This is a genomic window from Stenotrophomonas sp. NPDC077461, assembly GCF_049545475.1.
GTDB lineage: Bacteria > Pseudomonadota > Gammaproteobacteria > Xanthomonadales > Xanthomonadaceae > Stenotrophomonas > Stenotrophomonas nematodicola.
In genome coordinates, this window is the sequence record NZ_JBMWDO010000003.1 from 345,520 (window position 1) to 366,648 (window position 21,129).

Annotated in this window: 15 protein-coding genes; 13 read left to right on the top strand and 2 right to left on the bottom strand. The window is 68.9% G+C overall.

Annotation, left to right across the window (positions count from 1 at the left end):
* Positions 1-43: 43 nt before the first annotated feature.
* Both ACPEH8_RS08165 and ACPEH8_RS08170 read left to right on the top strand, forming a co-directional pair.
* Positions 44-4,759, top strand: a complete 4,716-nt coding sequence (locus ACPEH8_RS08165; protein ID WP_423666478.1) for an ESPR-type extended signal peptide-containing protein — start codon at positions 44-46, stop codon at positions 4,757-4,759.
* Between the two features lie 64 nt (positions 4,760-4,823).
* Positions 4,824-5,429 (top strand): YadA-like family protein, encoded by a 606-nt coding sequence (locus ACPEH8_RS08170; RefSeq protein ID WP_423666501.1) that lies wholly within the window; start codon positions 4,824-4,826, stop codon positions 5,427-5,429.
* Between the two features lie 106 nt (positions 5,430-5,535).
* On the opposite strand, the gene ACPEH8_RS08175 is transcribed toward ACPEH8_RS08170, so the two are convergent.
* Together ACPEH8_RS08175 and ACPEH8_RS08180 are read right to left on the bottom strand one after the other, a co-directional pair.
* Positions 5,536-6,183: a hypothetical protein gene (locus ACPEH8_RS08175; RefSeq protein WP_017356725.1), complete on the bottom strand. Its 648-nt coding sequence runs from the start codon at positions 6,181-6,183 to the stop codon at positions 5,536-5,538.
* A gap of 113 nt (positions 6,184-6,296) precedes the next feature.
* Entirely contained in the window at positions 6,297-8,717 is a 2,421-nt protein-coding gene (locus ACPEH8_RS08180) for a penicillin-binding protein 1A (protein ID WP_153164717.1), read from the bottom strand.
* A 223-nt stretch (positions 8,718-8,940) separates the two neighbouring features.
* Between ACPEH8_RS08180 and ACPEH8_RS08185 the strand changes: the two genes are divergently transcribed.
* The 11 genes from ACPEH8_RS08185 to ACPEH8_RS08235 all read left to right on the top strand — a co-directional run bounded on the left by ACPEH8_RS08185 (position 8,941) and on the right by ACPEH8_RS08235 (position 21,071).
* Complete coding sequence (locus ACPEH8_RS08185) at positions 8,941-9,999, top strand: pilus assembly protein PilM (protein ID WP_017356727.1); 1,059 nt, start codon at positions 8,941-8,943, stop codon at positions 9,997-9,999.
* Positions 9,999-10,862, top strand: a complete 864-nt coding sequence (locus ACPEH8_RS08190) for a PilN domain-containing protein (RefSeq protein ID WP_136002981.1) — start codon at positions 9,999-10,001, stop codon at positions 10,860-10,862. The genes ACPEH8_RS08185 and ACPEH8_RS08190 overlap by 1 nt, the downstream gene beginning before the upstream one ends.
* A complete protein-coding gene (locus tag ACPEH8_RS08195) occupies positions 10,859-11,536 on the top strand; it encodes a type 4a pilus biogenesis protein PilO (RefSeq protein ID WP_136002982.1) in 678 nt (225 codons plus the stop codon). Before ACPEH8_RS08190 ends, ACPEH8_RS08195 begins: the two co-directional genes overlap by 4 nt.
* Positions 11,533-12,066: a pilus assembly protein PilP gene (locus ACPEH8_RS08200; protein WP_037591971.1), complete on the top strand. Its 534-nt coding sequence runs from the start codon at positions 11,533-11,535 to the stop codon at positions 12,064-12,066. The genes ACPEH8_RS08195 and ACPEH8_RS08200 overlap by 4 nt, the downstream gene beginning before the upstream one ends.
* Positions 12,067-12,086: 20 nt before the next feature.
* Positions 12,087-14,069 carry a type IV pilus secretin PilQ gene (locus tag ACPEH8_RS08205; RefSeq protein WP_017357630.1) on the top strand — a complete coding sequence of 661 codons (1,983 nt, stop codon included), beginning with the start codon at positions 12,087-12,089 and terminating at the stop codon, positions 14,067-14,069.
* A 138-nt stretch (positions 14,070-14,207) separates the two neighbouring features.
* Positions 14,208-15,239: an AAA family ATPase gene (locus ACPEH8_RS08210; RefSeq protein ID WP_017357631.1), complete on the top strand. Its 1,032-nt coding sequence runs from the start codon at positions 14,208-14,210 to the stop codon at positions 15,237-15,239.
* Positions 15,190-16,173 (top strand): DUF58 domain-containing protein, encoded by a 984-nt coding sequence (locus tag ACPEH8_RS08215; protein ID WP_423666480.1) that lies wholly within the window; start codon positions 15,190-15,192, stop codon positions 16,171-16,173. The genes ACPEH8_RS08210 and ACPEH8_RS08215 overlap by 50 nt, the downstream gene beginning before the upstream one ends.
* Complete coding sequence (locus ACPEH8_RS08220; RefSeq protein ID WP_262071788.1) at positions 16,170-16,628, top strand: DUF4381 domain-containing protein; 459 nt, start codon at positions 16,170-16,172, stop codon at positions 16,626-16,628. Before ACPEH8_RS08215 ends, ACPEH8_RS08220 begins: the two co-directional genes overlap by 4 nt.
* Entirely contained in the window at positions 16,625-17,644 is a 1,020-nt protein-coding gene (locus tag ACPEH8_RS08225; protein ID WP_423666482.1) for a vWA domain-containing protein, read from the top strand. Before ACPEH8_RS08220 ends, ACPEH8_RS08225 begins: the two co-directional genes overlap by 4 nt.
* Complete coding sequence (locus tag ACPEH8_RS08230) at positions 17,641-19,359, top strand: vWA domain-containing protein (protein WP_423666484.1); 1,719 nt, start codon at positions 17,641-17,643, stop codon at positions 19,357-19,359. Before ACPEH8_RS08225 ends, ACPEH8_RS08230 begins: the two co-directional genes overlap by 4 nt.
* Positions 19,356-21,071, top strand: coding sequence for a BatD family protein (locus tag ACPEH8_RS08235; protein WP_136002988.1), 1,716 nt, complete (start codon positions 19,356-19,358; stop codon positions 21,069-21,071). Before ACPEH8_RS08230 ends, ACPEH8_RS08235 begins: the two co-directional genes overlap by 4 nt.
* The last annotated feature ends 58 nt before the right edge of the window (positions 21,072-21,129 follow it).

Here is a 21,129-nt window from a genome sequence, read left to right on the forward strand (position 1 = left end):
CGCCGCGCCGCCTGCATCCCGTTTTCCAACCACGGAGTCTTTGATGAACCGTATCTACCGTTTGATCTGGAACACAACGCTGCGATGCTGGGCGGTGGCCAGCGAGCACACCCGCTCGCGCGGCAAGCCGGCCTCGGCCACGCGCGTGCTGGGCGCAGCCCTGTGCGTGGCACTGGCCGGGCCGGCACTGGCTGCCGACGCGGTGCCAGATCCGGACACCCCGCCAGCGGCTGTGGAGGAGGAGGCGCAGCCGCCGTCGCCGACCGGTGCCGGTGCGCAGCTGCCGATGGCGCGCGGTGCCACTGATACAGGCCCTGCAATGGCGCGCGGCGCCGGGGCGACCAGCTACCAGAATGTGCTGATCGGGGGTGGCACGACGACCAACAGCACCAAGGGCGTGGCCATCGGCGTCGGTTCCGCCACCAACTTCGATGGCGTGGGCATCGGTCTGAATGCCAGGGGCAATGCCGGCGGCGTGGCGATCGGTATCGACGCGGCGACGTCATCCGGGTCGGGTGGCACGGCGATCGGTCGCAATGCGCGCTCGGCGGCCGGCGGCGGCACCGGTGCGGTGGCCATCGGCATGAACAGCTACGTGGGCGCGTATGGAAACAGCGCCATCGCCATCGGCAACAGCGCCCGTGCGGAGGGCAACAATGCCACCGCGTTGGGCAATGGAGCACAGGCGTCGGGGGGCACGTCGATTGCCGTGGGCAACAATGCCAAGGCACCGGCCAACGGTGCGATCGTGATCGGTGACGGCGGCAACCTGGCCAATGCCAATGCGCACCACGCCATTGTCATCGGCACCGGTGCGCGGTCGGGTGGCTACGACGCAGGCATCGCGATCGGCCAGAACGCGGTGACCGATGGGCGCGGCAAGGCAGTGGCGCTGGGCGCCAACGCCAATGCCAGTCACGGCAATTCGGTGGCGTTGGGTGCGGGATCGGTCACCACCGCAAATCACCAGATCTCGGTGGGCGATGCCACCACCCAGCGAAAGATCGTCAACGTGGCCGATGCCACATTGGGCACCACCAGTACCGACGCGGTGACGGGCAAGCAGCTGCACGCCACCAACCAGAACGTCACCACGGCGACCAACACCGCCAACAGCGCGCGTACCACCGCCAACGATGCACTGGCCAAGGCCAATGCGGCCAGCGGCCTGATCAGCCAGACCGCCGCCAACGGCAACCTCCGCCTCGGTGGCAGCAACACCGGCACCGCGCTGGACGTGCGCAACCAGTCCAATGCCAACCGGCGCATCACCGGCGTAGCCGATGGCGCCTTGAGCACCGGCAGTACCGAAGCGGTAACGGGCAGGCAGCTGTACGCCACCAACCAGAACGTCACCACGGCGACCAACACCGCCAACAGCGCGCGTACCACCGCCAACGACGCACTGGCCAAGGCCAATGCGGCCAGCGGCCTGATCAGCCAGACCGCTGCCAACGGCAACGTCCGCCTCGGCGGCAACAACACCGGCAGCGCACTCGATGTGCGCAACCAGTCCAATGCCAACCGCCGCATCACCGGCGTGGCCGATGGCGCCCTGAGCACCAGCAGTACCGACGCGGTAACGGGCAGGCAGCTGCACGCCACCAACCAGAGTGTGGCCGGTGTTGCCACCACGGCCAACGCTGCCAAGACCCAGGCCGATGCGCTCGCGGTCAGCCTGGCAGCGGCGACCCTCAAGCTCGGCATCGATGCGGCTGCCAGTGGCGATGGGGCCGTGGCGCTGGGCAGGCAGGCGCGATCCGAAGGCGGCGTCGGCAACCTCGCTGTCGGCAACGGCGCGCAGAGCTTCAATACCGGCAGCGTGGCACTGGGTGACGATGCACGCGCCGGGGTCGACGCCAACGGCGCACGCGTGTCCACCTTCAATGGTGGCGTGGCCATCGGCTCGAAGGCGCGCAGTGGCAACGGCGCCGTCGCCAGCGGTCTGCGCGCCGCAGCGGTCGGCGACCGCGCGATCGCGATCGGCAATGACGCCGTGGCGGACAGCACCCACGCGTCGGCACTGGGCTTTGGCGCACAGGCAACGGCAGCCCAATCGACGGCACTCGGGCGGGGGAGCGTCGCCAGCGCGCAATTGACAACGGCCGTTGGCAATCTCTCGACCGCATCGGCCAGAAGCGCTACCGCGATCGGCGACCGCGCTGCCGCCAATCATGAAGGGTCGGTGGCGCTCGGCAACGGTTCAACCACCCAGGACGCGAATCAGGTGTCGGTCGGCAACGCGTCGCTCCAGCGCCGCATCGTCAACGTGGGCGACGGTACCTTGAGCACCACCAGCAGCGAAGCGGTCACCGGCCGGCAGCTGCATGCCACCAATCAGAGTGTGAGCGCGGTGACGACCCTGGCCAACACTGCGCACAGCATCGCCAACGACGCACAGACCAAGGCCAACGCGCTGGGGGGGCTGCTCAGCCAGAGCGCCGGCAATGGCGATGTCCGCGTGGGTGCCAGCAACACCGGCGGTGCGGTGGACATGCGCAACCAATCCAACGCCAGTCGGCGGGTGACCGGCGTGGCCGATGCGGCACTCGGCACCGGCAGCACCGATGCCGTCAGCGGCCGGCAGCTGCATGCCACCAACCAGAATGTCGCCACAGTGACGGCCACGGCCGCCACGCTCGGTGGGCTGGTCGGCCAGGCCGCGGCCAACGGCAATGTACGCCTGGGCGCGCAGAACACCGGCACCACGCTGGACGTGCGCAACCAGGCCAACGCCAACCGGCGCATCAGTGGTTTGGCCGATGGTGTGGTGAGTGCCAGCAGTGCCGACGCGGTAAGCGGGCGTCAGCTCAACACCACCAACCAGAATGTGACGGCGGCAACCACGCTGGCCAATACCGCGCACACCGTCGCCAACAGCGCGCAGACCACGGCCAATGACGCGCAGTCCAAGGCCAATGTGCTGGGCGGCCTGCTCAGCCAGGCAGCCGCCGATGGCGATATGCGTCTGGGAGCCGGCAACAGCGGCGGCGTGCTGGATGCGCGCAACCAGAACAACCAGGCACGCCGCATCCGTGGCGTGGCCGAGGGTGTGCTGAACGCCACCAGCGACGAGGCCGTCAGCGGCCGCCAGCTGTTCGCCAGCAACGCGCAGATCGCGCGCAACCGCGAGGATATCGACAGTCTGCGCAGCGATTTCGCCGACTTCGATCCGGATCTCAGCGATGTCGTGCGCTTCGACGAGGAGGGCAATGTGAGTCTCGACGGCGGACGTCTGATCGCGCTTGCCGAAGGCGACCTGAGTGCCGGCAGCCGTGAGGCCGTCACGGGCGGACAGTTGTTCGTGACCAATGAGCGGGTGTCGGTGCTGGAGGAGGCCAACAAGTACGCGGTGGTGGGGTACGACGAATGGAGCGAGGCCGCACAGGCCGGGCTTCTGGCTACGGCGATGGGCAGTGACACAAAAGCGATGGCAGAAGGCGCCACTGCGATTGGCAGCTTTGCGCAGGCAAGAGCCAAGAACTCGGTTTCCCTCGGGCGTGCCGCATTGGTACATGAAGGCGCCGATGATGGGTTTGCACTGGGGGCGCGTTCCCAGGTCCACGTGCGCAATGGCGTTGCGCTTGGCGGTTCAAGTCAGGTCCTGCCTGGTGCTGACAACAGTGTCGCGTTGGGGCATGGATCGCTCGCAGACGGTGCCAATCAGGTGTCACTTGGCCATGTGAACCTCAAACGTCGCGTCACCAACGCAGCCAACGGTATCCAAGGCAGTGACCTCACCACCGTCAACCAGCTCGCTGGCGTGGTCAACGCGCTCGGCGGCGGCGCCCGATTTGCTGCAGACGGCAGCGTGATCGCCCCGTCGTACAGCGTGCAGGGCGTGGCGCACGGCACTGTCGGTGAAGCGCTGGGCGCGCTGGATGCCGAGGTGACCGGCACGCAGCACGGCCTCGATGCGGTGGGCGAACGCCTGCACGCGCTGGACCAGGCCCGTGCGTCAGCCGATGCCACCGCCGTCCGCTTCGACGCCGACCGCAGTGCGGTCGATTTTGGCGGCGCCCGTCTGGTCAATGTGGGGGACGGCGATATCAGCTTCGCAGGAAGCCGCGAAGCGGTGACCGGCGGTCAGTTGTTTGTGACCAATGAGCGGATTTCCGGATTGGAGGAAAACAACCGGTATGTCGTGGTTGGGTACGATGAGCTCAGCAATCCAGCTCAAGCGGGTCTTCTGGCCATTGCAATGGGAAGCGATACCCTCGCAGTGGCTGAGGGTGCCACTGCAATCGGTAGCTTCGCCCAAGCGTGGGGCAAGAATTCCGTATCGCTGGGACGTGCTGCATGGGTCCACGAGGGTGCGGAGAATGGCTTTGCCCTAGGTGCGCGTTCGCAAGTCCAGGTCCTCGAAGGCGTCGCACTTGGAGCATCCGCAGTGGTTGAAGCGGGGGCAAGCAATGGTGTTGCGCTCGGTGCGTGGTCGGTTGCAAAGGGGGCCAATGAGGTCTCGTTGGGTCATGGCACACTCAAAAGGCGTAACCAATGCCGCCAACGGCCGCGATGCCAGCGACCTCACCACCGTCTCCCAGCTCCGCAGCGCCTTCGCGGCCTTCGACGGCGACATGCGCATGGATGCCGAGGGCAACATCATCGCGCCGGAGTTCCACGTGCAGGGCCAGCGGCAGGCCACGGTCGGCGATGCGCTGAAGTCGCTCGACGGCGCGGTGGTCGACACGCGCCGGGATCTGGCCAGCATCGATGCGCGCTTCGAGCGCCTGTTCGACGACGGCGGCCTCCGCAGTGACGGAAGCGGCCAGCTGCGGCTGGCCGGGGAACACGGCAGGGTGCTGGGCAACGTGGCCAACGGCATGATCGCGCCGGGCAGCCGTGATGCGGTCAACGGCGGGCAGCTGCATGCGGTGCAGGAGCAGATCAACGGCCGCATCGACGGCCTGCAGTCGCAGATCGACGGTCCGACGGCGGCTGACAACCGGCAGGCGTCGGTGGACGACACCGCGACGGGCGAGGCACCGGCCGATCCGCAGGTACCGCAGACGCCGGCCAAGGATGCGCCGGCCGTGGCCTCGGCCGACGTGCCCAAGCCGGGCCCGAAGGCCGATGATCCGCTGCCGGCGGTGGACTCGCGTGCGGTGGATGAGGCAGTCAACCAGGCCAACGCGTATACCGATCAGGCGATGGCCGGCGTGGATCGCAAGCTGGACCGCATGGACAAGCGCCTGAACCGGATGGCCGCGATGGGCAGCGCGCAGGCGGCGATGGCGATGAACACCGCCGGCCTGCAGACCTACAACCGCCTGGGTGCAGGTGTGGGCCATGCCGAAGGCGAGTCGGCGCTGGCAGTGGGTTACCAGCGCGTGCTCAACGAGCGCGGCTCGGCCACCTTCAGCCTCAACGGTGCGTTCACCAACAGCGGTGAACGCACACTTGGCGTGGGCTTCGGCGTGGGTTGGTAAGTCCTGCAGCAGGGGCGGCGCCGTCCGGCCGCCCGGTTGATCAACGCCCCGTGCGGTTCGCCGCACGGGGCGTTTTCGTTTGCGCGTCACCGGTCTCGGCGGGCGCTCAGGCGCCGCCGAGGTAACTGTCGATCTCGTCCTGGCTGAGCAGATCGCGCAGCTGGGCCTGCGAGGCGCGGCGCATCGGCTTCTCGTCGATGGCCGACAGCGGCGGCTGCCGCAGCGCGTCGTAGGGCAGCACCGCGATGTCGAAGGTCAGGTCTTCGGCGCTGAACACCCACACCGGCACGTCGAGGCTGCGCTCGCGGTCCAGCCGCAGCCGTCGCATGCGCGATTCGGCCGGGATGCCGTGTTCCTCCAGAAAGCGTTGCACCGCGTCGGCATCGTCGCTGTGGACCTGCACCTGCACGGGGCTGTTGGTGTCGGCGGTGCCATCCAACACCGGGCCGCACAGACGCGGCGCGAACGCGTGCAGGAAGTCCATCGCGCGCAACGCGGCTTCGCGGCGCTGGCGCAGCTGGGTGCCGTGGTCGGCCCCGGCGAACAGGCGCTGGTATTGGCGCAGCGCATCCTCGATCTCGGCGTTGCGTGGCAACGACGCGTCGTCGTGGATGTCCAGCCGTGCGGCGGCCTTGAGCTTGGCCTGATGGTAGTCGCGGATGCCGCCCTCGGCCATCAGGCGGGCGGCTTCATGGGCAAGCCGGTGGCGGCGCTCGCGGGTCTGGGTGGCTGCATGCTGACGGGCTCGATGCATGACCGTGCTCCTGGGCGACCTGCACGCGACTGTACACCCGCGATGTGACAACGGGGTAGGCAGCGGCAACAGGGACTCCCGGGGCCTGCTGCGGCCCCGGGCATCGCGGTGGATCAGAAGATGTCGAACGCGGCGTCGTCGGCCTGCGGTGCATGGGTGTCGAAGCTGTATTCCTCGATCTTGTCCATGTCCTCGACCTTGACCCACTCGGTGGCGCCGTTGAGCGTGGCCTGGACCATGCCGGACGGCGGCTCGTTCTGTGCGATCGGGGTGTCCTTCAGCGCGGCGCGCATGTACTCGATCCAGATCGGCAGGGCGGCGCGGCCACCGTACTCGCGGTAGCCCAGCGAGCGGAAGTCATCGCGGCCCACCCACACGGTGGTCGCATACGGGCCGCCGAAACCGGAGAACCACGCATCGCGGTGATCATTGGTGGATCCGGTCTTGCCACCGACATCCTCCCGGCCCAGTACCTTGGCCGCCGTGCCGGTGCCGCGCTGGACCACGTCACGCATCATCGAGACCAGCTGGTAAGCGGTCCGCGCATCGATGGCGCGCGGGGCAACCTTGGCATCCGGGTTGGCCGGGCGCGGTGCCTCGGCCACGGCCTGCTGCGGCTTGGCCGGGGCGGCGTTCGGGGCCGGCGCGGCGCCGAAGTTGAAGCCGTCCACGATCTGGCTGGCCGGCGCACCGCCGCTGGTGCCGGCGCAGTCGCGGCAGGCCAGGGCGGGGTTTTCCTTGAACACCACGTTGCCGTCGCGGTCGGTGACCTGGTCGATCAGCCAGGTGTCCACGCGCGAGCCGCCGTTGGCGAACACGGCATAGCCGCGGGCCACCGACAGCGGGGTCAGCGAGGCGGTACCCAGCGACATCGACAGGTTCGGCGGCAGCTCGGCTTCGGCAAAGCCGAACTCGCTGATGTACTTGCGCGCGTAATCCACCCCCATGCCGTCGAGCAGGCGTACCGAGACCAGGTTGCGCGACTGCACCAGCGCTTCGCGCAGGCGCATCGGGCCACGGAAGCCGCCGCCGTCGTTCTGCGGCGACCAGGTCTTGCCGCGGCGGTCACGGAACACGACCGGCGCGTCGAGCACGATCGAGGCCGGGTTGAAGCCCTTGTCGAACGCGGCGGCATAGATGAAGGGCTTGAAGCTGGACCCGGGCTGGCGACGGGCCTGGGTGGCGCGGTTGAAGCTGTTGCCGGAGAAGCTGAATCCGCCGACCAGTGCCTTCAGCGCACCACTTTCGGCATCCAGCGAGACCAGCGCGGACTGGCCGCGGGGGACCTGGTCCAGCAGCCACTCGCCGTCCTTCGCCCCAGGCCGCACGCGCACGATGTCGCCGCGCTGGACCAGCTTGGCCGGCGTTTTGCCGGTCCACTTGGCGGCCGAGGCCGGCAGCACGATCTCGCGGCGGTTGGCCAGCACCACCGTGGCGCTGCCATCGGCGGCCGTGCCGGCCACGATGGCCGGCAGCAGGACCGACTGCACCGGGATCCTGCGCACGTGTTCGGCCAGGGCTGCGGCATCGTCGCCGGCACCGAGCTCGATATGCTTCTCCGGCGCACGCCAGCCGTGACGGTGGTCGTAGGCGAACAGCCCATCGCGCACCGAGATGTTGGCGGCGGTCTGCAGGTCGGAATTGATCGTGGTGGTGACGTGGTAGCCCTTGTTGACCGCGTCGCCGCCGAAGCGGGCGATCATTTCCTGGCGCACCAGTTCGGCGACATAGGGGGCCTCGACCTGCACCGGCGGCTCGTGCGCGCTGGCGTGCATCGGCACCGCCTTGGCGGCATCGGCCTCGGCCTGGGTGATGAAGCCCAGCGTGGCCATGCGCTGCAGCACGTAATAGTCGCGACGCTCACGGGCGCGCTCGGGGTTGCTCAGCGGGTTGCCGCTGGAGGGGAACTTGGGGATGCCGGCCAGCGAGGCCATTTCATCCAGGTCCAGTTCGGCCAGCGTCTTGCCGTAATAGAACTCGGCCGCAGCGGCCACGCCGTAGGCGCGGTTGCCGAAGAAACTCTTGTTCAGGTACAGCTCGAAGATCTCGTCCTTGCTCAGCTCCTGCTCGATCTTGCGCGCCAGCAGGATCTCCGAGATCTTGCGGGTGTAGCTGTACTCCGAGCTGAGGAAGAACTGGCGGGCGACCTGCTGGGTGATGGTGGACCCGCCGGGCACGCGCTTGTCGTTGGTGGTGGCCAGCAGCCACACCGCGCGGGCGATGCCCTTGTAGTCCACGCCGCCATGCTCGTAGAAGCGGGCGTCCTCGGTGGCCAGGAAGGCCTGCTTCAAGCGTAGCGGGACGTCCTTCATCTCGACGGGGCGGCGGCGGGTCTCGCCGAACACGGCCATCAGTTTGCCATCGCTGGCATACACATACATGGGTTCCTGGAGCTCGATGTCGCGCAGGGTCTGCACGTCGGGGAGCTTGGAGGACACGGCGTAGTAGAGGCCGCCGGCAACCGCCGCGCCAATCAATGCCAGAACCAGGAACGCCACCAGCATCCAGCGCAGCCAACGGCGTAAGCGTGTCATCAGGACAGATTCCGATTGCGAATTTCGTGGTCGCAGAGTATAGATTACGCAAGGGAACGGCTGGGGTTGTTCCCGGGGAGCGCAATTCGTTCACCGTCTGGGGATGCGTGAAACGTGCCGTAGTGCTCGTTTCACAGCGTGGCGGTTGCGGTTTGCAAAAAAAACGTTATTAATGCGCGGGCGCAGGTTATGCGTCCAAGTGCCCGTCGGCAGGGGAGAAACCGTGGGGCTTATCCCAAAGAGCCAGTCGCCGCTTATTGGCGTCGACATCAGTTCGACTGCGGTAAAGCTGTTGCAGCTTTCACGCAGTGGCAATCGTTTTCGCGTGGAACATTACGCCGTGGAACCACTTCCGCCGAATGCGGTGGTGGAAAAGAACATCGTCGAGGTCGAAGCGGTCGGGGAGGCCATTCGACGCGCGGTGAACCGATCGGGGACCAAGGCCCGGCATGCCGCCGCCGCCGTGGCGGGCTCGGCGGTGATCACCAAGCTGATTCCGATGCCGGCCGACCTGGATGAGAACGACATGGAAGCCCAGGTCGAGCTCGAGGCGGTCAACTACATCCCGTACCCGATCGAGGAAGTGAATCTCGATTTCGAAGTGCTGGGCCCGATTCCCAACAACCCGGAAATGGTCCAGGTGCTGTTGGCGGCGTCGCGGTCGGAAAACGTCGAGCTGCGCCAGTCGGCGCTGGAGCTGGGCGGGCTGACCGCGCGGGTGATGGACGTGGAGGCCTTCGCGGTCGAGAACGCCTTCGCCCTGGTCGCCAGCGAGCTGCCGGTGGCCAGTGACGGCGTCGTGGCGCTGGTGGACATCGGTGCCACCATGACCACGCTCAACGTCCTGCGCGGCGGGCGCAGCCTGTACAGCCGCGAACAGGTGTTCGGCGGCAAGCAGCTCACCGACGAAGTGATGCGCCGCTACGGCCTCACCTACGAGGAAGCCGGCCTGGCCAAGCGTCAGGGCGGGTTGCCGGAAAGCTACGAGATGGAAGTGCTGGAGCCGTTCAAGGAAGCCACGGTCCAGCAGATCAGCCGCCTGCTGCAGTTCTTCTATGCCGGCAGCGAGTTCAACCGCGTCGACCACATCGTGCTGGCCGGCGGATGCGCGGCGCTGGCTGGTCTGCCGGAGATGGTGGAAGAACAGCTGGGCGTGGCCACCATCGTGGCCAACCCGCTGGCACAGATGACGCTGGGCCCGAAGGTGCAGGCGCACGCGCTTGCCCAGGATGCCCCGGCGCTGATGATCGCCACGGGTCTGGCCCTGAGGAGCTTCGACTGATGGCACGCATCAATCTATTGCCCTGGCGCGCCGAACGGCGCAAGCAACGCCAGCGCGACTTCTACACCATGCTGGGTTTTGCCGCCATTGGCGGCATGCTGCTGTCGTTGCTGATCTGGTTCTACTACGACCGTCAGGTCAGCGGGCAGGGGGATCGCAATACTTTCCTGCAGGCCGAGATCGAGAAGGTCAAGGAACAGAACAAGGAGATCGAGCGCCTGGATCGCCAGAAGGACCGCCTGCTGGCGCGGAAGAAGGTGATCGAGGAGCTGCAGGCCAAGCGCTCGCAGATGGTGCACCTGTTCGATGCGCTGGTCCGGACCATCCCCGACGGCGTGGTGCTCACCGCGCTGAAGCAGGAAGGCGACATCCTCACCCTGGAAGGCCGCACGCAGTCCAATGCGCGTGTCAGCGCCTACATGCGCAATCTGGAAAGCTCGGGCTGGATGACCAATCCGGAGCTGTCGATCATCGAGGCCAAGGCGCCGGACAAGGAAAAGGAAGGCGCACCGTCCGTCGGCCCGGTTGCGGACATCAAGGCATTGCCCTACATGTTCGTGGTCAAGGTCACGCTGCCGGCGCAGACCGATCCGAACGCGGCGGTGCCTGCGGTCCCGGGCGCCCCTGACCCGGCGGTCGATCCGGCCGCGCCGCCCGTTGCGCCGCTGTCGCCGGCCCCGACGCCTGCTGCCGGCACGCCGGCGGCTGCACCGGCGGGCGCGCCTGCTGCCGCGCCGGCAGCGCCTGCGTCGACCCCGGCCGATGCCGCGACCCCGGCCAAGCCGTCCGGCAGCCGCATCGCGCCGCCCGCCCCACACGCACAACCGGCTGCGCCGTCCCCGGCACAGAAGGGGGCCGCATGAGCCAGAAAGTCAATCTGAAAGAGCTGGACTTCAACAACATCGGCAATTGGCCGCAGAAGGCCAAGGTGGTGTTCTGCGCGCTGCTGGCGCTGTTCATCGTGATCATGGCGTGGTTCGTCCTGATCAGCGGCAAGCGCGAGGAACTGGGAACGCTGGAGCAGCGCGAGTCCGAGCTGCGTGCCGAGTTCGAGAAGGAGCAGGGCCGCGCGGTGAACCTGGAGCCGCTCAAGCAGCAGCTGACCCAGATGGAGCAGGTGCTGCAGCAGATGCTGCGCCAGTTGCCGAGCAAGACCGAGATGCCGGACCTGATCATCGACATCTCGCAGACCGCGCTGTCCAGCGGCCTGTCCAACGAGCTGTTCCAGCCCGGAGCGGAGGCACCCAAGGAGTTCTACGCCGAGAAGCCGATCGCACTGCGCATGGTGGGCAGCTACCACCAGTTCGGCGCCTTCGTCAGCGGCGTGGCCTCGTTGCCGCGCGTGGTCATCCTGACCATGCACGACATCAACCTGAAGCCCAAGGACCCCAAGACCGGCATCACCGCCCGCAGCGGTGCGCTGGAGCTGTCCGGTACGGTCAAGACTTACCGTTACCTGGATGACGTGGAGATGGAAGCCCAGGAAAAGGCCGCCACCGAAAAAGACAAGGCAGCCAAGGCCGGAGGCAAGCGATGAGCCTGGGGACGACCGCACGGGTCTGCGTGGTATTGCTGGCGGTGTTGCTGGGGGGCTGCGCACGCGGCGTGACCAGCACGCCGGGCGATGCGCCGAACCTGGAAAAGTGGGTGGCCGATGTGCGCGCCCGGCCGGCACCGCCGCTGGAGCCGCTGCCGGTGATGCAGCAGTTTGAAACGTTCGAGTACTCCGCGCAGGGGATGCGCGATCCGTTCACCGATGCCTGGACCAATCCACAGGGCGGATCGGGCCTGCGTCCGGATCCGAACCGCCGCAAGGAGCCGCTGGAAGCGTTCCCGCTGGACAGCCTGGACATGGTCGGTTCGATCGGTCGCGATGGCGGGCTCGTCGCGCTGGTGATGGCCCCGGACAAGGTCACCTATCGGGTGCGTCCGGGCGTGTATCTGGGGCAGAGCGACGGACGGGTGACCGGGGTCTACGAGGACCGGATCGAACTGATTGAACTTGTGCCCGATGGTGCAGGCGGCTGGCTGGAACGGCCGGCAACGCTCGCACTTGAAGATCAATGATTGCTTACGGGGATAGCACGATGACCTTTTCCAATGCCATGCGGCTGCGTCCGGTCCGGCGCCAGAAGCGTATCCACCTGTGCGCGCTGGGAGTCGCGCTCATGGTGGCCAATGGCACGCTGATGGCGGCCACGCCAGCCGGCACCACGGCCCCGGTCGCAGCGGCAACACCCGCAGCGGCCACCGCACCGGCGTCGCTGTCGGTATCCAAGATCGATTTCAAGCGCGGCGACGATGGCGCCGGCCGCCTGATCCTGCAGTTCGACGGGCAGGGAGCGAATCCGGACCTGCGCAGCCAGGGCAACAGCGTCGTGATCGACGTTGGCAACGCACGCCTGCCTGAGAACCTGCAGAAGCCGATCAATGTGACCGACTTCGCCACGCCGGTGCAGCGCATCGATGCCAAACCCTACGGTGGCGGCACCCAGCTGGTGCTCAACACCAACACCGCCTTCGAGTCGCTGGCGTACCAGAGCGGCAACGAGTACGTGGTCGAGATCAGCCCGCGCCAGGCACTGCCGGCCACCGGTGCGATCACTGCCACCACGGTGACCCAGGCCGCCGCGGCCGTGGGCCAGCGCGGGTACAGTGGCAAGCCGGTGACCTTCAACTTCCAGGACGTGCCGGTACGCACCGTGCTGCAGTTGATCGCCGAGGAGTCCAACCTCAATGTGGTTGCCTCCGACAGCGTCGAAGGCAACGTCACCCTGCGCCTGATCAACGTGCCGTGGGACCAGGCGCTGGACATCGTGCTGCGTGCCAAGGGGCTGGACAAGCGCCGTGATGGCGGGGTGATCTGGGTCGCGCCGCAGCCGGAGCTGGCCAAGTTCGAGCAGGACAAGGAAGACGCGCGGATCGCGATCGAGAACCGCGAAGACCTGATCACCGATTACATCCAGATCAACTACCACAACGCCGCCCAGATCTTCAAAGCACTGACCGAAGCCAAGGGCATCGGCGGCGGTGGTGGCAGTGGTAGTGGTAGTGGCAGCGGCACCAGCGGTCAGGAAGACAGCGGTTTCCTGTCCTCGCGCGGCCGTATCGTGGCCGACGAGCGCACCAATACGCTGATGATCAGCGACATTCCGAAGAAGGTCGCGCGCATGCGCGAGCTCATCAATGTCATCGATCGCCCGGTGGACCAGGTGTTGATCGAAAGCCGCATCGTGATCGCCACCGACACCTTCGCGCGCGAGCTGGGCGCCAAGTTCGGCATCACCGGCAACCGCGACAACGTGTTCTTCGGCGGCCAGACCGAGACCAATCACGAGAACATCACCAATCAGGCCACCAACAACTACGACTACAACAAGGCGGTCAACGAGTGGATCGCCGGCGGCCGGACCGGTGCCGTGCCGGTGCGTGCCCCGGACAAGATCAGCACCGGGCTGCTGAACTGGAACTCGGCCGTGGCCGCGGCCAGCAACCCCGGTTCGCTGGCGCTGTCCATCCTCAATGCGGGCTACCTGCTGGACGTCGAACTGTCGGCGATGCAGCAGGAAGAGCGCGGCGAAGTGATCTCCAACCCCCGCGTGGTCACCACCAACCAGCGCGAGGCGCTGATCAAGCAGGGCAAGGAAATCGGCTACGTGACCATCAGCGGTGGTGGCATCGGTGGTGCGGCCCAGGCCAACGTGCAGTTCAAGGAAGTGGTGCTTGAGCTGAAGGTCACCCCGACCATCACCAACGACAACCGCGTGTTCCTGAACATGGCCGTCAAGAAGGACGAAGTCGAGCGCTACATCCGCCTGGAAGGCTACGGCGAAGTGCCGACCATCAACCGTCGCGAGGTCAACACTGCGGTGCTGGTGGAGGACGGCCAGACCGTGGTGATCGGTGGTGTGTACGAGTTCACCGACCGCAACAGCATCAACAAGGTGCCGTTCCTGGGCGATGTGCCGTTCCTGGGCAACCTGTTCAAGAAGCGTAGCCGCAACAAGGACAAGGCCGAACTGCTGGTGTTCGTGACCCCCAAGGTCCTGCGCGTGGCCAAGACCAACTGAGGTCTGCCGCACGTCCGGTGAAGAGGGCCGCCCCGCGCGGCCCTTTTTGCGTTCAGCCAATCTTGATGCGTTGGCACCGCCTGGCCTGCCATCATGGCAAGGGAACCTGACGCCTCTTGCGTGGGTCATACGGATGCCATGAATCTGCCCCCTCCCATGCCCGAGTTCGACACCCTTCCTTCCCCGCCCGATGCAGACGGTGATCGCCTGCATGCGGCATTCACCGCGTTGCGCGATGCGCTGTCGGCCGAGATCGTCGGCCAGCGTGCGCTGGTCGAGCGGCTGCTGGTCGCCCTGCTGGCCGATGGCCACCTGCTGGTCGAAGGCGCCCCGGGGCTGGCCAAGACCACCGCGATCCGTGCCCTGGCATCGCGGCTGGAGGCCGGTTTCTCGCGGGTGCAGTTCACCCCGGACCTGCTGCCGGCGGATCTGACCGGCACCGAGATCTGGCGCCCGCAGGAAGGGCGCTTCGAGTTCGTCCCGGGGCCGATCTTCCATCCGATCCTCCTGGCCGACGAGATCAACCGCGCGCCGGCGAAGGTGCAGTCCGCCCTGCTCGAGGCGATGGGCGAACGCCAGGTGACGGTGGGCCGCCACACGTACCCGCTGCCGTCGTTGTTCCTGGTGATGGCCACGCAGAATCCGATCGAACAGGAGGGCACCTTCCCGTTGCCCGAAGCGCAGCTGGACCGCTTCCTGATGCACGTGCGGATCGGCTACCCGGACTCCGACGCGGAGGCCGAGATCCTGCGCCTGGCCCGCGAGCGCGCCCGCGAAGCGCTCACCGTCCCGGCGGCAGCTCCCTCGCGGATGCCGCTGGAGGATGTATTCGCCGCACGCCGGGCGGTGCTGTCGCTGCACATGGCGCCGGCGCTGGAGCGCTACCTGATCGAACTGGTGCTGGCCTCCCGCGACGCGGCCCGCTACGACCCGGCGCTGGCCCGGCGCATCGCCTGGGGAGCCAGTCCGCGCGGCTCGATCGCCCTGGAGCGCTGCGCGCGCGCGCGCGCCTGGCTGGCAGGCCGCGATTTCGTCACCCCCGAGGACGTGCGCAGTGTGGCCCCGGATGTGCTGCGCCACCGCGTGCTGCCCAGTTACGAGGCAACGGCCGAAGGCTGGGATGGCGATCGTCTGGTCGCCGAGCTGCTGGCCCGCGTGCCGGCACCGTGAGCCGATGAAGGACGCCGCCGTGGACACCCTGGCCCCGGTCCTGGACGGGGACGGCGTGAAGCCGACCTTGCCCGAACTGGTGGCCCTGCGTCGCAGCGCCCATCGTCTGCGTCCGCCGCGACGCGGTCTCCTGGGTCATGCCGGGCAGGCACCGTCGCCCGCACGCGGGCGTGGTATGGAGTACGCCGAATCGCGCGAGTATGTGCCGGGCGATGACGCCCGCCACATCGACTGGCGGGTGACCGCGCGCAGTGGCCGGGCCCACACCAAGCTGTTCCAGGCCGAGCGCGAGCGCTTGACCCTGCTGGTGGCCGATACCGACCCGGTGCTTTATTTCGGGACGCGGGTCCGCTTCAAGTCGGTGCAGGCCGCACGCGTCGGTGCGGTGGCGGCGTGGTTCGCGCAGCGCCAGGGAGACCGCCTGGCCGCCGTGCGCGGCAGCCTGCGCGAAGCGCCCATCGCCCCGGCCGGCGGTACGCGCGGGGTACTGCGTGTGCTGGATGCCTTGACCCGCTGGTACGCGCAGCCGCCCGCCGACGATGCCGGCCTGGACCGCGCGCTGGAACAGGCGAGCCGCCTGCTGCGCCCCGGTGCGCGGGTGGTGGTGCTGGCCGATCCGGGCCGGGCCGCCCGGATCGGCGTGTCGCGCTGGACGGCGCTGTCGCTGCATCACGAGGTGGTGCTGGTTCTGCTCGTCGACCCGCTGGAGCTCGCCCCGCCGCCGTCACCGCTGTCCTTCGTTGCCGGCGGGCAGCGGGTGGCGCTGGACCTGGGCAGTGACGCGGTGCGAGCACGCTGGCTGGCGCAGTTCGTGGCGCCCCTGGATGCCCTGCGCGAGGCCTTGTCGGCGCGGCGCATCCAGGTGCATGTGGTGGCCACCGACGATCCCAGCGACAGCTGGCTCGGTGTGGTGCCGTCGGCGGTGGTGGCATGAGCACGGGCGGTGCGCTGCCGCTGCGCGATGTGCATCTGCCGCCGTTCCCGCCGCTATGGCCGCTGCCGCTCGGCTGGTGGCTGGTACTGGGGACGGTGGCCGTGGTCCTGGCCGGATGCTGGGCGTGGCGCGCGCAGCGGCGTCGGCGCCGCCAGCGGTGGCTGACCCTGTTCGACACGCGGCTGGCCGACGCCGATGGCCCGGCTGCCGAGGTCGCCGCCATCGCCGAACTGCTGCGCCGTGCCGCCCGCCATCGCCAGCCCGGGGCCGAGCTGCTGGACGGTGCGGCGTGGCTGGCGTTTCTCGACCCGCCCGGCAGCCGCGCCTTCTCCGGCGCAGCCGGAACACTGCTGCTGGACGGTATGTACCGTGCGCAGGTCGACCCGACCGAGGTGGCGACGTTGCGCGCGCTGGCGCGCGAGCGTTTCCTGGATCTGATGGTGGGCGGGCGATGATCGCCACCGCCGCTCTGCCCACGTGGCTGTCCTGGTTGTCGTGGACCGACCTGCTGGCCTGGCCCTGGCTGCTGCTCGCCCTGCCATTGCCACTGTTGATGCGGTGGTGGCCGATGCGCGCGCAGGACGGTGCCGCGCTGCGCGTGCCGTATGCCGTCGATACGTTGCAGGCGCTTGCCGGCACGGCCGGCGGACACCGTCCCGGCGTGGGGCGGGTGCTGCTGTGGCTGGCATGGGCGTGCCTGTGCGTGGCCGCCGCGCGGCCGCAGCAACTGGGTGAGGCGTTTACACCGCCGCACCAGGGACGGCAGATGATGCTCGCAGTGGATGTCTCCGGCAGCATGGGCGAGCCGGATATGCGACTGGGCAGCCAGGTCGTGCCGCGCCTGACCGCGGCCAAGGCGGTGCTGGCCGACTTCCTCGACCGTCGTGTCGGCGACCGGGTGGGGCTGCTGATCTTCGGCGATCGTGCCTTTACGCTCACCCCGCTGACCACCGACCTGACCAGCGTGCGCGAACAGCTCGATGGCAGTGTGGTCGGCCTGGCCGGGCGCGAAACCGCGATCGGCGATGCCATCGCCCTGTCGGTCAAACGCTTGCGCGAACAGCCGCAGGGACAGCGCGTGCTGATCCTGCTGACCGATGGCGTGAGCAATGCCGGTGTGCTGCAGCCGCTGCGGGCAGCCGAACTGGCCCAGGCCGAGGGGGTGCGGGTATACACCGTGGCCTTCGGCGGCGATGGCGGGCTGAGGGTGTTTGGCATGCAGATCGCCACCGGCGACGATCCGGTCGACGAAGCGACCCTGCAGAAGATCGCCGCGCTCACCGGGGGCCGTTCATTCCGTGCGCGCAACACCGATGAACTGGCCGGCATCTACGCCGAGCTGGAGCGCCTGGAGCCGGTCACTTCCGCAGGTCCGGCCGTGCGTCCGCGCATCGAACGGTATGCCTGGCCGCTGGCGCTGGCGTTGCTGCTGGCCGGGCTGGCCTGGTTGCTGCCAAGGCGGTGGGCATGACCATGATCGACTGGAACGCGCTGCACTTTCTGCGCCCCGCTGTGCTGTGGGCGCTGTTGGCGCTGCCGGTGATCGCCGCACTGTGGGCGTGGCGCCGGCGGCGGCGCAGCGGCTGGCAGCAGGCGGTCGACGCACACCTGCTGCCGCACCTGCTGGTGGCGGGGGGGCGGGGAGGGCGCGCCGGCCTGATACTGCTGCTGTGTGGCGTGGTCCTGGCGGTGCTGGCGCTGGCGGGGCCCTCATGGCGGCAGGTGTCGCAGCCACTGTGGCAGAGCCCGTCACCGCTGGTGCTGGCGCTGGACCTGTCCTCGCGCATCACCGCCACCGATCTGCCGCCGTCGCGGCTGCTGCAGGCGCGCGCCAAACTGGCCACGCTCCTGCGCGAGCGGCAGGGAGGCGAGGTGGCGTTGCTGGCGTACGCCGATGATGCCTTCACCGTGGCGCCGTTGACCGCAGACATGGCCAATATCGCGCTGTACCTCGATGCGCTGGGCCCGGACGTGATGCCTCGCGATGGGCAGCGCGCCGATCGCGCGATCGAGGCGGCGGTCAAGCTGCTGCAGCAGTCCGGTGCGCGCGGCGGTGACATTCTTCTGCTCACCGACCAGGCCGACGCGGACGCGATGCGTGCGGCGGCCTCGGCGTCGGCACAGGGCATCCATGTGTCGGTGCTGGGCCTGGGAACCGCCGCGGGGGCGGCCTACCGTGCCGACAACGGGCAGATCGCCCAAGCGCGCCTGGATGCCGCCTCGCTGCGCGCGGTGGCCGGGGCGGGCGGCGGTGCGTACGCGGCCGTTGCCAGCGACGATGGCGACCTGCGATCGCTGCGCGTGCTGACTCCGCGCGCCGGTGCCGGCGACAGCCGCGAAGGTCAGGGGCGTGCCTGGCGCGACGAAGGCTTCTGGCTGCTGCCGCCGTTGCTGCTGATCGCGCTGCTGGCGTTCCGCCGCCGCGCCCTGCTGGGCCTGGTGCTGGTCTGCGCCAGCCTGCCGATGGCACTGCCGTCCACCGCGCACGCGGCCGAGGGGCGGGGCACGCTGTGGAAGCGCCCCGACCAGGTGCAGCAGGCACAGATCGCCGCCGGCGTGGACGCCTACCGGCGGGGCGACTTCAGTGCCGCCCAGGCGCAGTTCGAGGGCGTGGACACCGACGCAGGCTGGTACAACCTCGGCAATGCGCTCGCCCGCCAGGGGCAGTACGACGCAGCGATCGACGCTTACGACCGCGCACTGGCCAAGCATCCCGGCATGCCCGATGCGGTGGCCAACCGTGCCGCGGTGGATGCCGCGCGCAAGCGCAGGCCACCGCCGTCCTCGTCGTCGGACCCGGGCAAACCGCAGCCCGGACAAGGCAAGCCCTCGCCCGGCCAGGGGCAGCCGCAGGAGGCGGACGGGAAACCCGGCAAGCCGGATCCCGGCGCGCGCTCCCAGGCGGGCAAGGCAAACACATCGGCCGATCCTCGCAATGCCGATCCGGCGGCGCAGCAGCAGGCCGATGCGGCTCAGCGCGAGCGCATGCGCCAGGCGCTGCAGCGCCAGCCGCCGCCCGGCGACGGCCCACAGGGCGATGCCCGCGCAGGTGCCCAGACGGCTGAACAGCGCGAGCAGCGGCAGGCCGTGGAGGCGTGGATGCGGCGCGTGCCGGACGACCCGGGCGCATTGCTGCGTGCCAAGTTCCAGCTGGAAAACGAACGCAGGAAACAGGAAGGACGATGAGAGCCGATTCCCCCACGCACCGCGCGCTGCGCACGGTCCTGGCCCTGCTGCTGTGCATCGGTTTCGGCGCGCAGGCGCAGCAGCCCCGGGCCTGGCTGGACCGCGACCGCATCGACGAGGGCGGCACGGTCACGCTCAACATCCAGTCCGACCAGGCCGGTGCGGTGCCCGACTACGCGCCGTTGCGTGCCGACTTCGACCTCGGCAGCCAGACCAGCAGCCGCCAGGTGCAGTGGAGCAACGGCGACATGACCTCGCGGACGCTGCATGGCATCGCGCTGACGCCCCGCCGTGCCGGCACTCTGACCCTTCCGCCGCTGCGGGTCGGCAGCGGGCTCACACCGCCGCTGACCCTGCAGGTCGCCGCGGTTGCCGGTGCCACCGATCCAGGCGCGGCGCGCGGCAACGCGGCGGTGTTCCTGGAAACCGAGGTCGATGACACCACGCCCTACGTCCAGCAGAGTGTCGGGGTGGTGGTGCGGCTGTACTACGCCTCGCAGCTGGTGTCCGGCGAGCTGGTCCTCGATACCCCCGAAGGCGCCTCGCTGCAGCGCGTTGGCGAGGACCGCAGCCTGGTGCGCGACGTCAACGGCCGTCGCTACAACCTGGTCGAGCGCCGCTTTCTGCTGATCCCCGAGCGCAGCGGGCCGCTGGCGCTGGCCGGTGCGCGTTTCGACGGGCGCAGTGCAGGGGGCTTCTTCGACGACATGTTCGGCGGCGACGGGCGTCTGCGGGCGCGGGCGCCGGACCGCACCCTCCAGGTGCAGGCACAGCCGGACGCGGCGCCGCAGCCGTGGCTGCCGCTGCACGACCTGCGCCTGCGCTACACCGCCGCCCCGGAAGCCGGGCGGGCCGGTGAAGCGGCCACGGTGGTGGTCGAGGCGACCGCGCTGGGTGCTACCCGCGCACAGTTCCCCGAGCTGCCGGTCCCCGATGTGGGCCCCACCGCCCAGGTCTTCGCCGAGCCGCCGCAGTACGACGAAACGTTCAGCGGCACCACGCCGCAGCTGAAGCTGACGCGGCGCTACGCGATCGTGCCCCGCCAGCCGGGCGCGCTGACGGTGCCTGGCCTGAAAATGGCCTGGTGGGATGTGAAGGCCGGGCAGGCGCGTACCGCAACCGTGCCCGACCTGACCCTGCAGGTCGGCGCAGGGAGCGGCGCGGCCGCCGCACCGGCCCCGATCGCGCTGGACACCCTGTCGCCGCTGCCCGGCACCCCCGCCGGCGCGTCCACCGCCGTGCCGATCCAGCCGGTGCAGGCGGCGGGCAGGCCGTGGGGCTGGATCGCCGCGGCCGCCGGCTTTGCCGCACTGTGGCTGGTCACGCTGGCCATCGCGCTCGGCCTGGGCTGGCGCCGGCGCCGGGGTGCACCGGTGGCTCCCCGCCACCTGGCCGGGTCGCCCGAGGTCGCCAGGCCGTCGTTGGCCGCGCTGCGCCAGGCAATGGATGTGCAGGGCCTGGACGAGGTCGTGGCGGTGCTGGCCGGCATGGCCGGCGTGCAGACCCTGGAGCAGGTGCTGGAGCAGCTGGAAAGCCCCGATCAACGCGCCGCCCTCGTCCAGATGCAGCGTGCGCGCTGGGGGGGGCAGGGCGGCGATGTGGCCGCAGCCCGCCAGGCCCTGCGCCGCGTGTTCCATGACGGACCGCACTGGCGACCGGTGGATGCGCCGGAAAACAATGGCCTGGCACCGCTCTACCCGTCGGCGCGGTGAGGCATCCCGATGCCGGCCGGGCCGGCTTTGCTAAGCTGATTCACTATTTTCAGAGGAA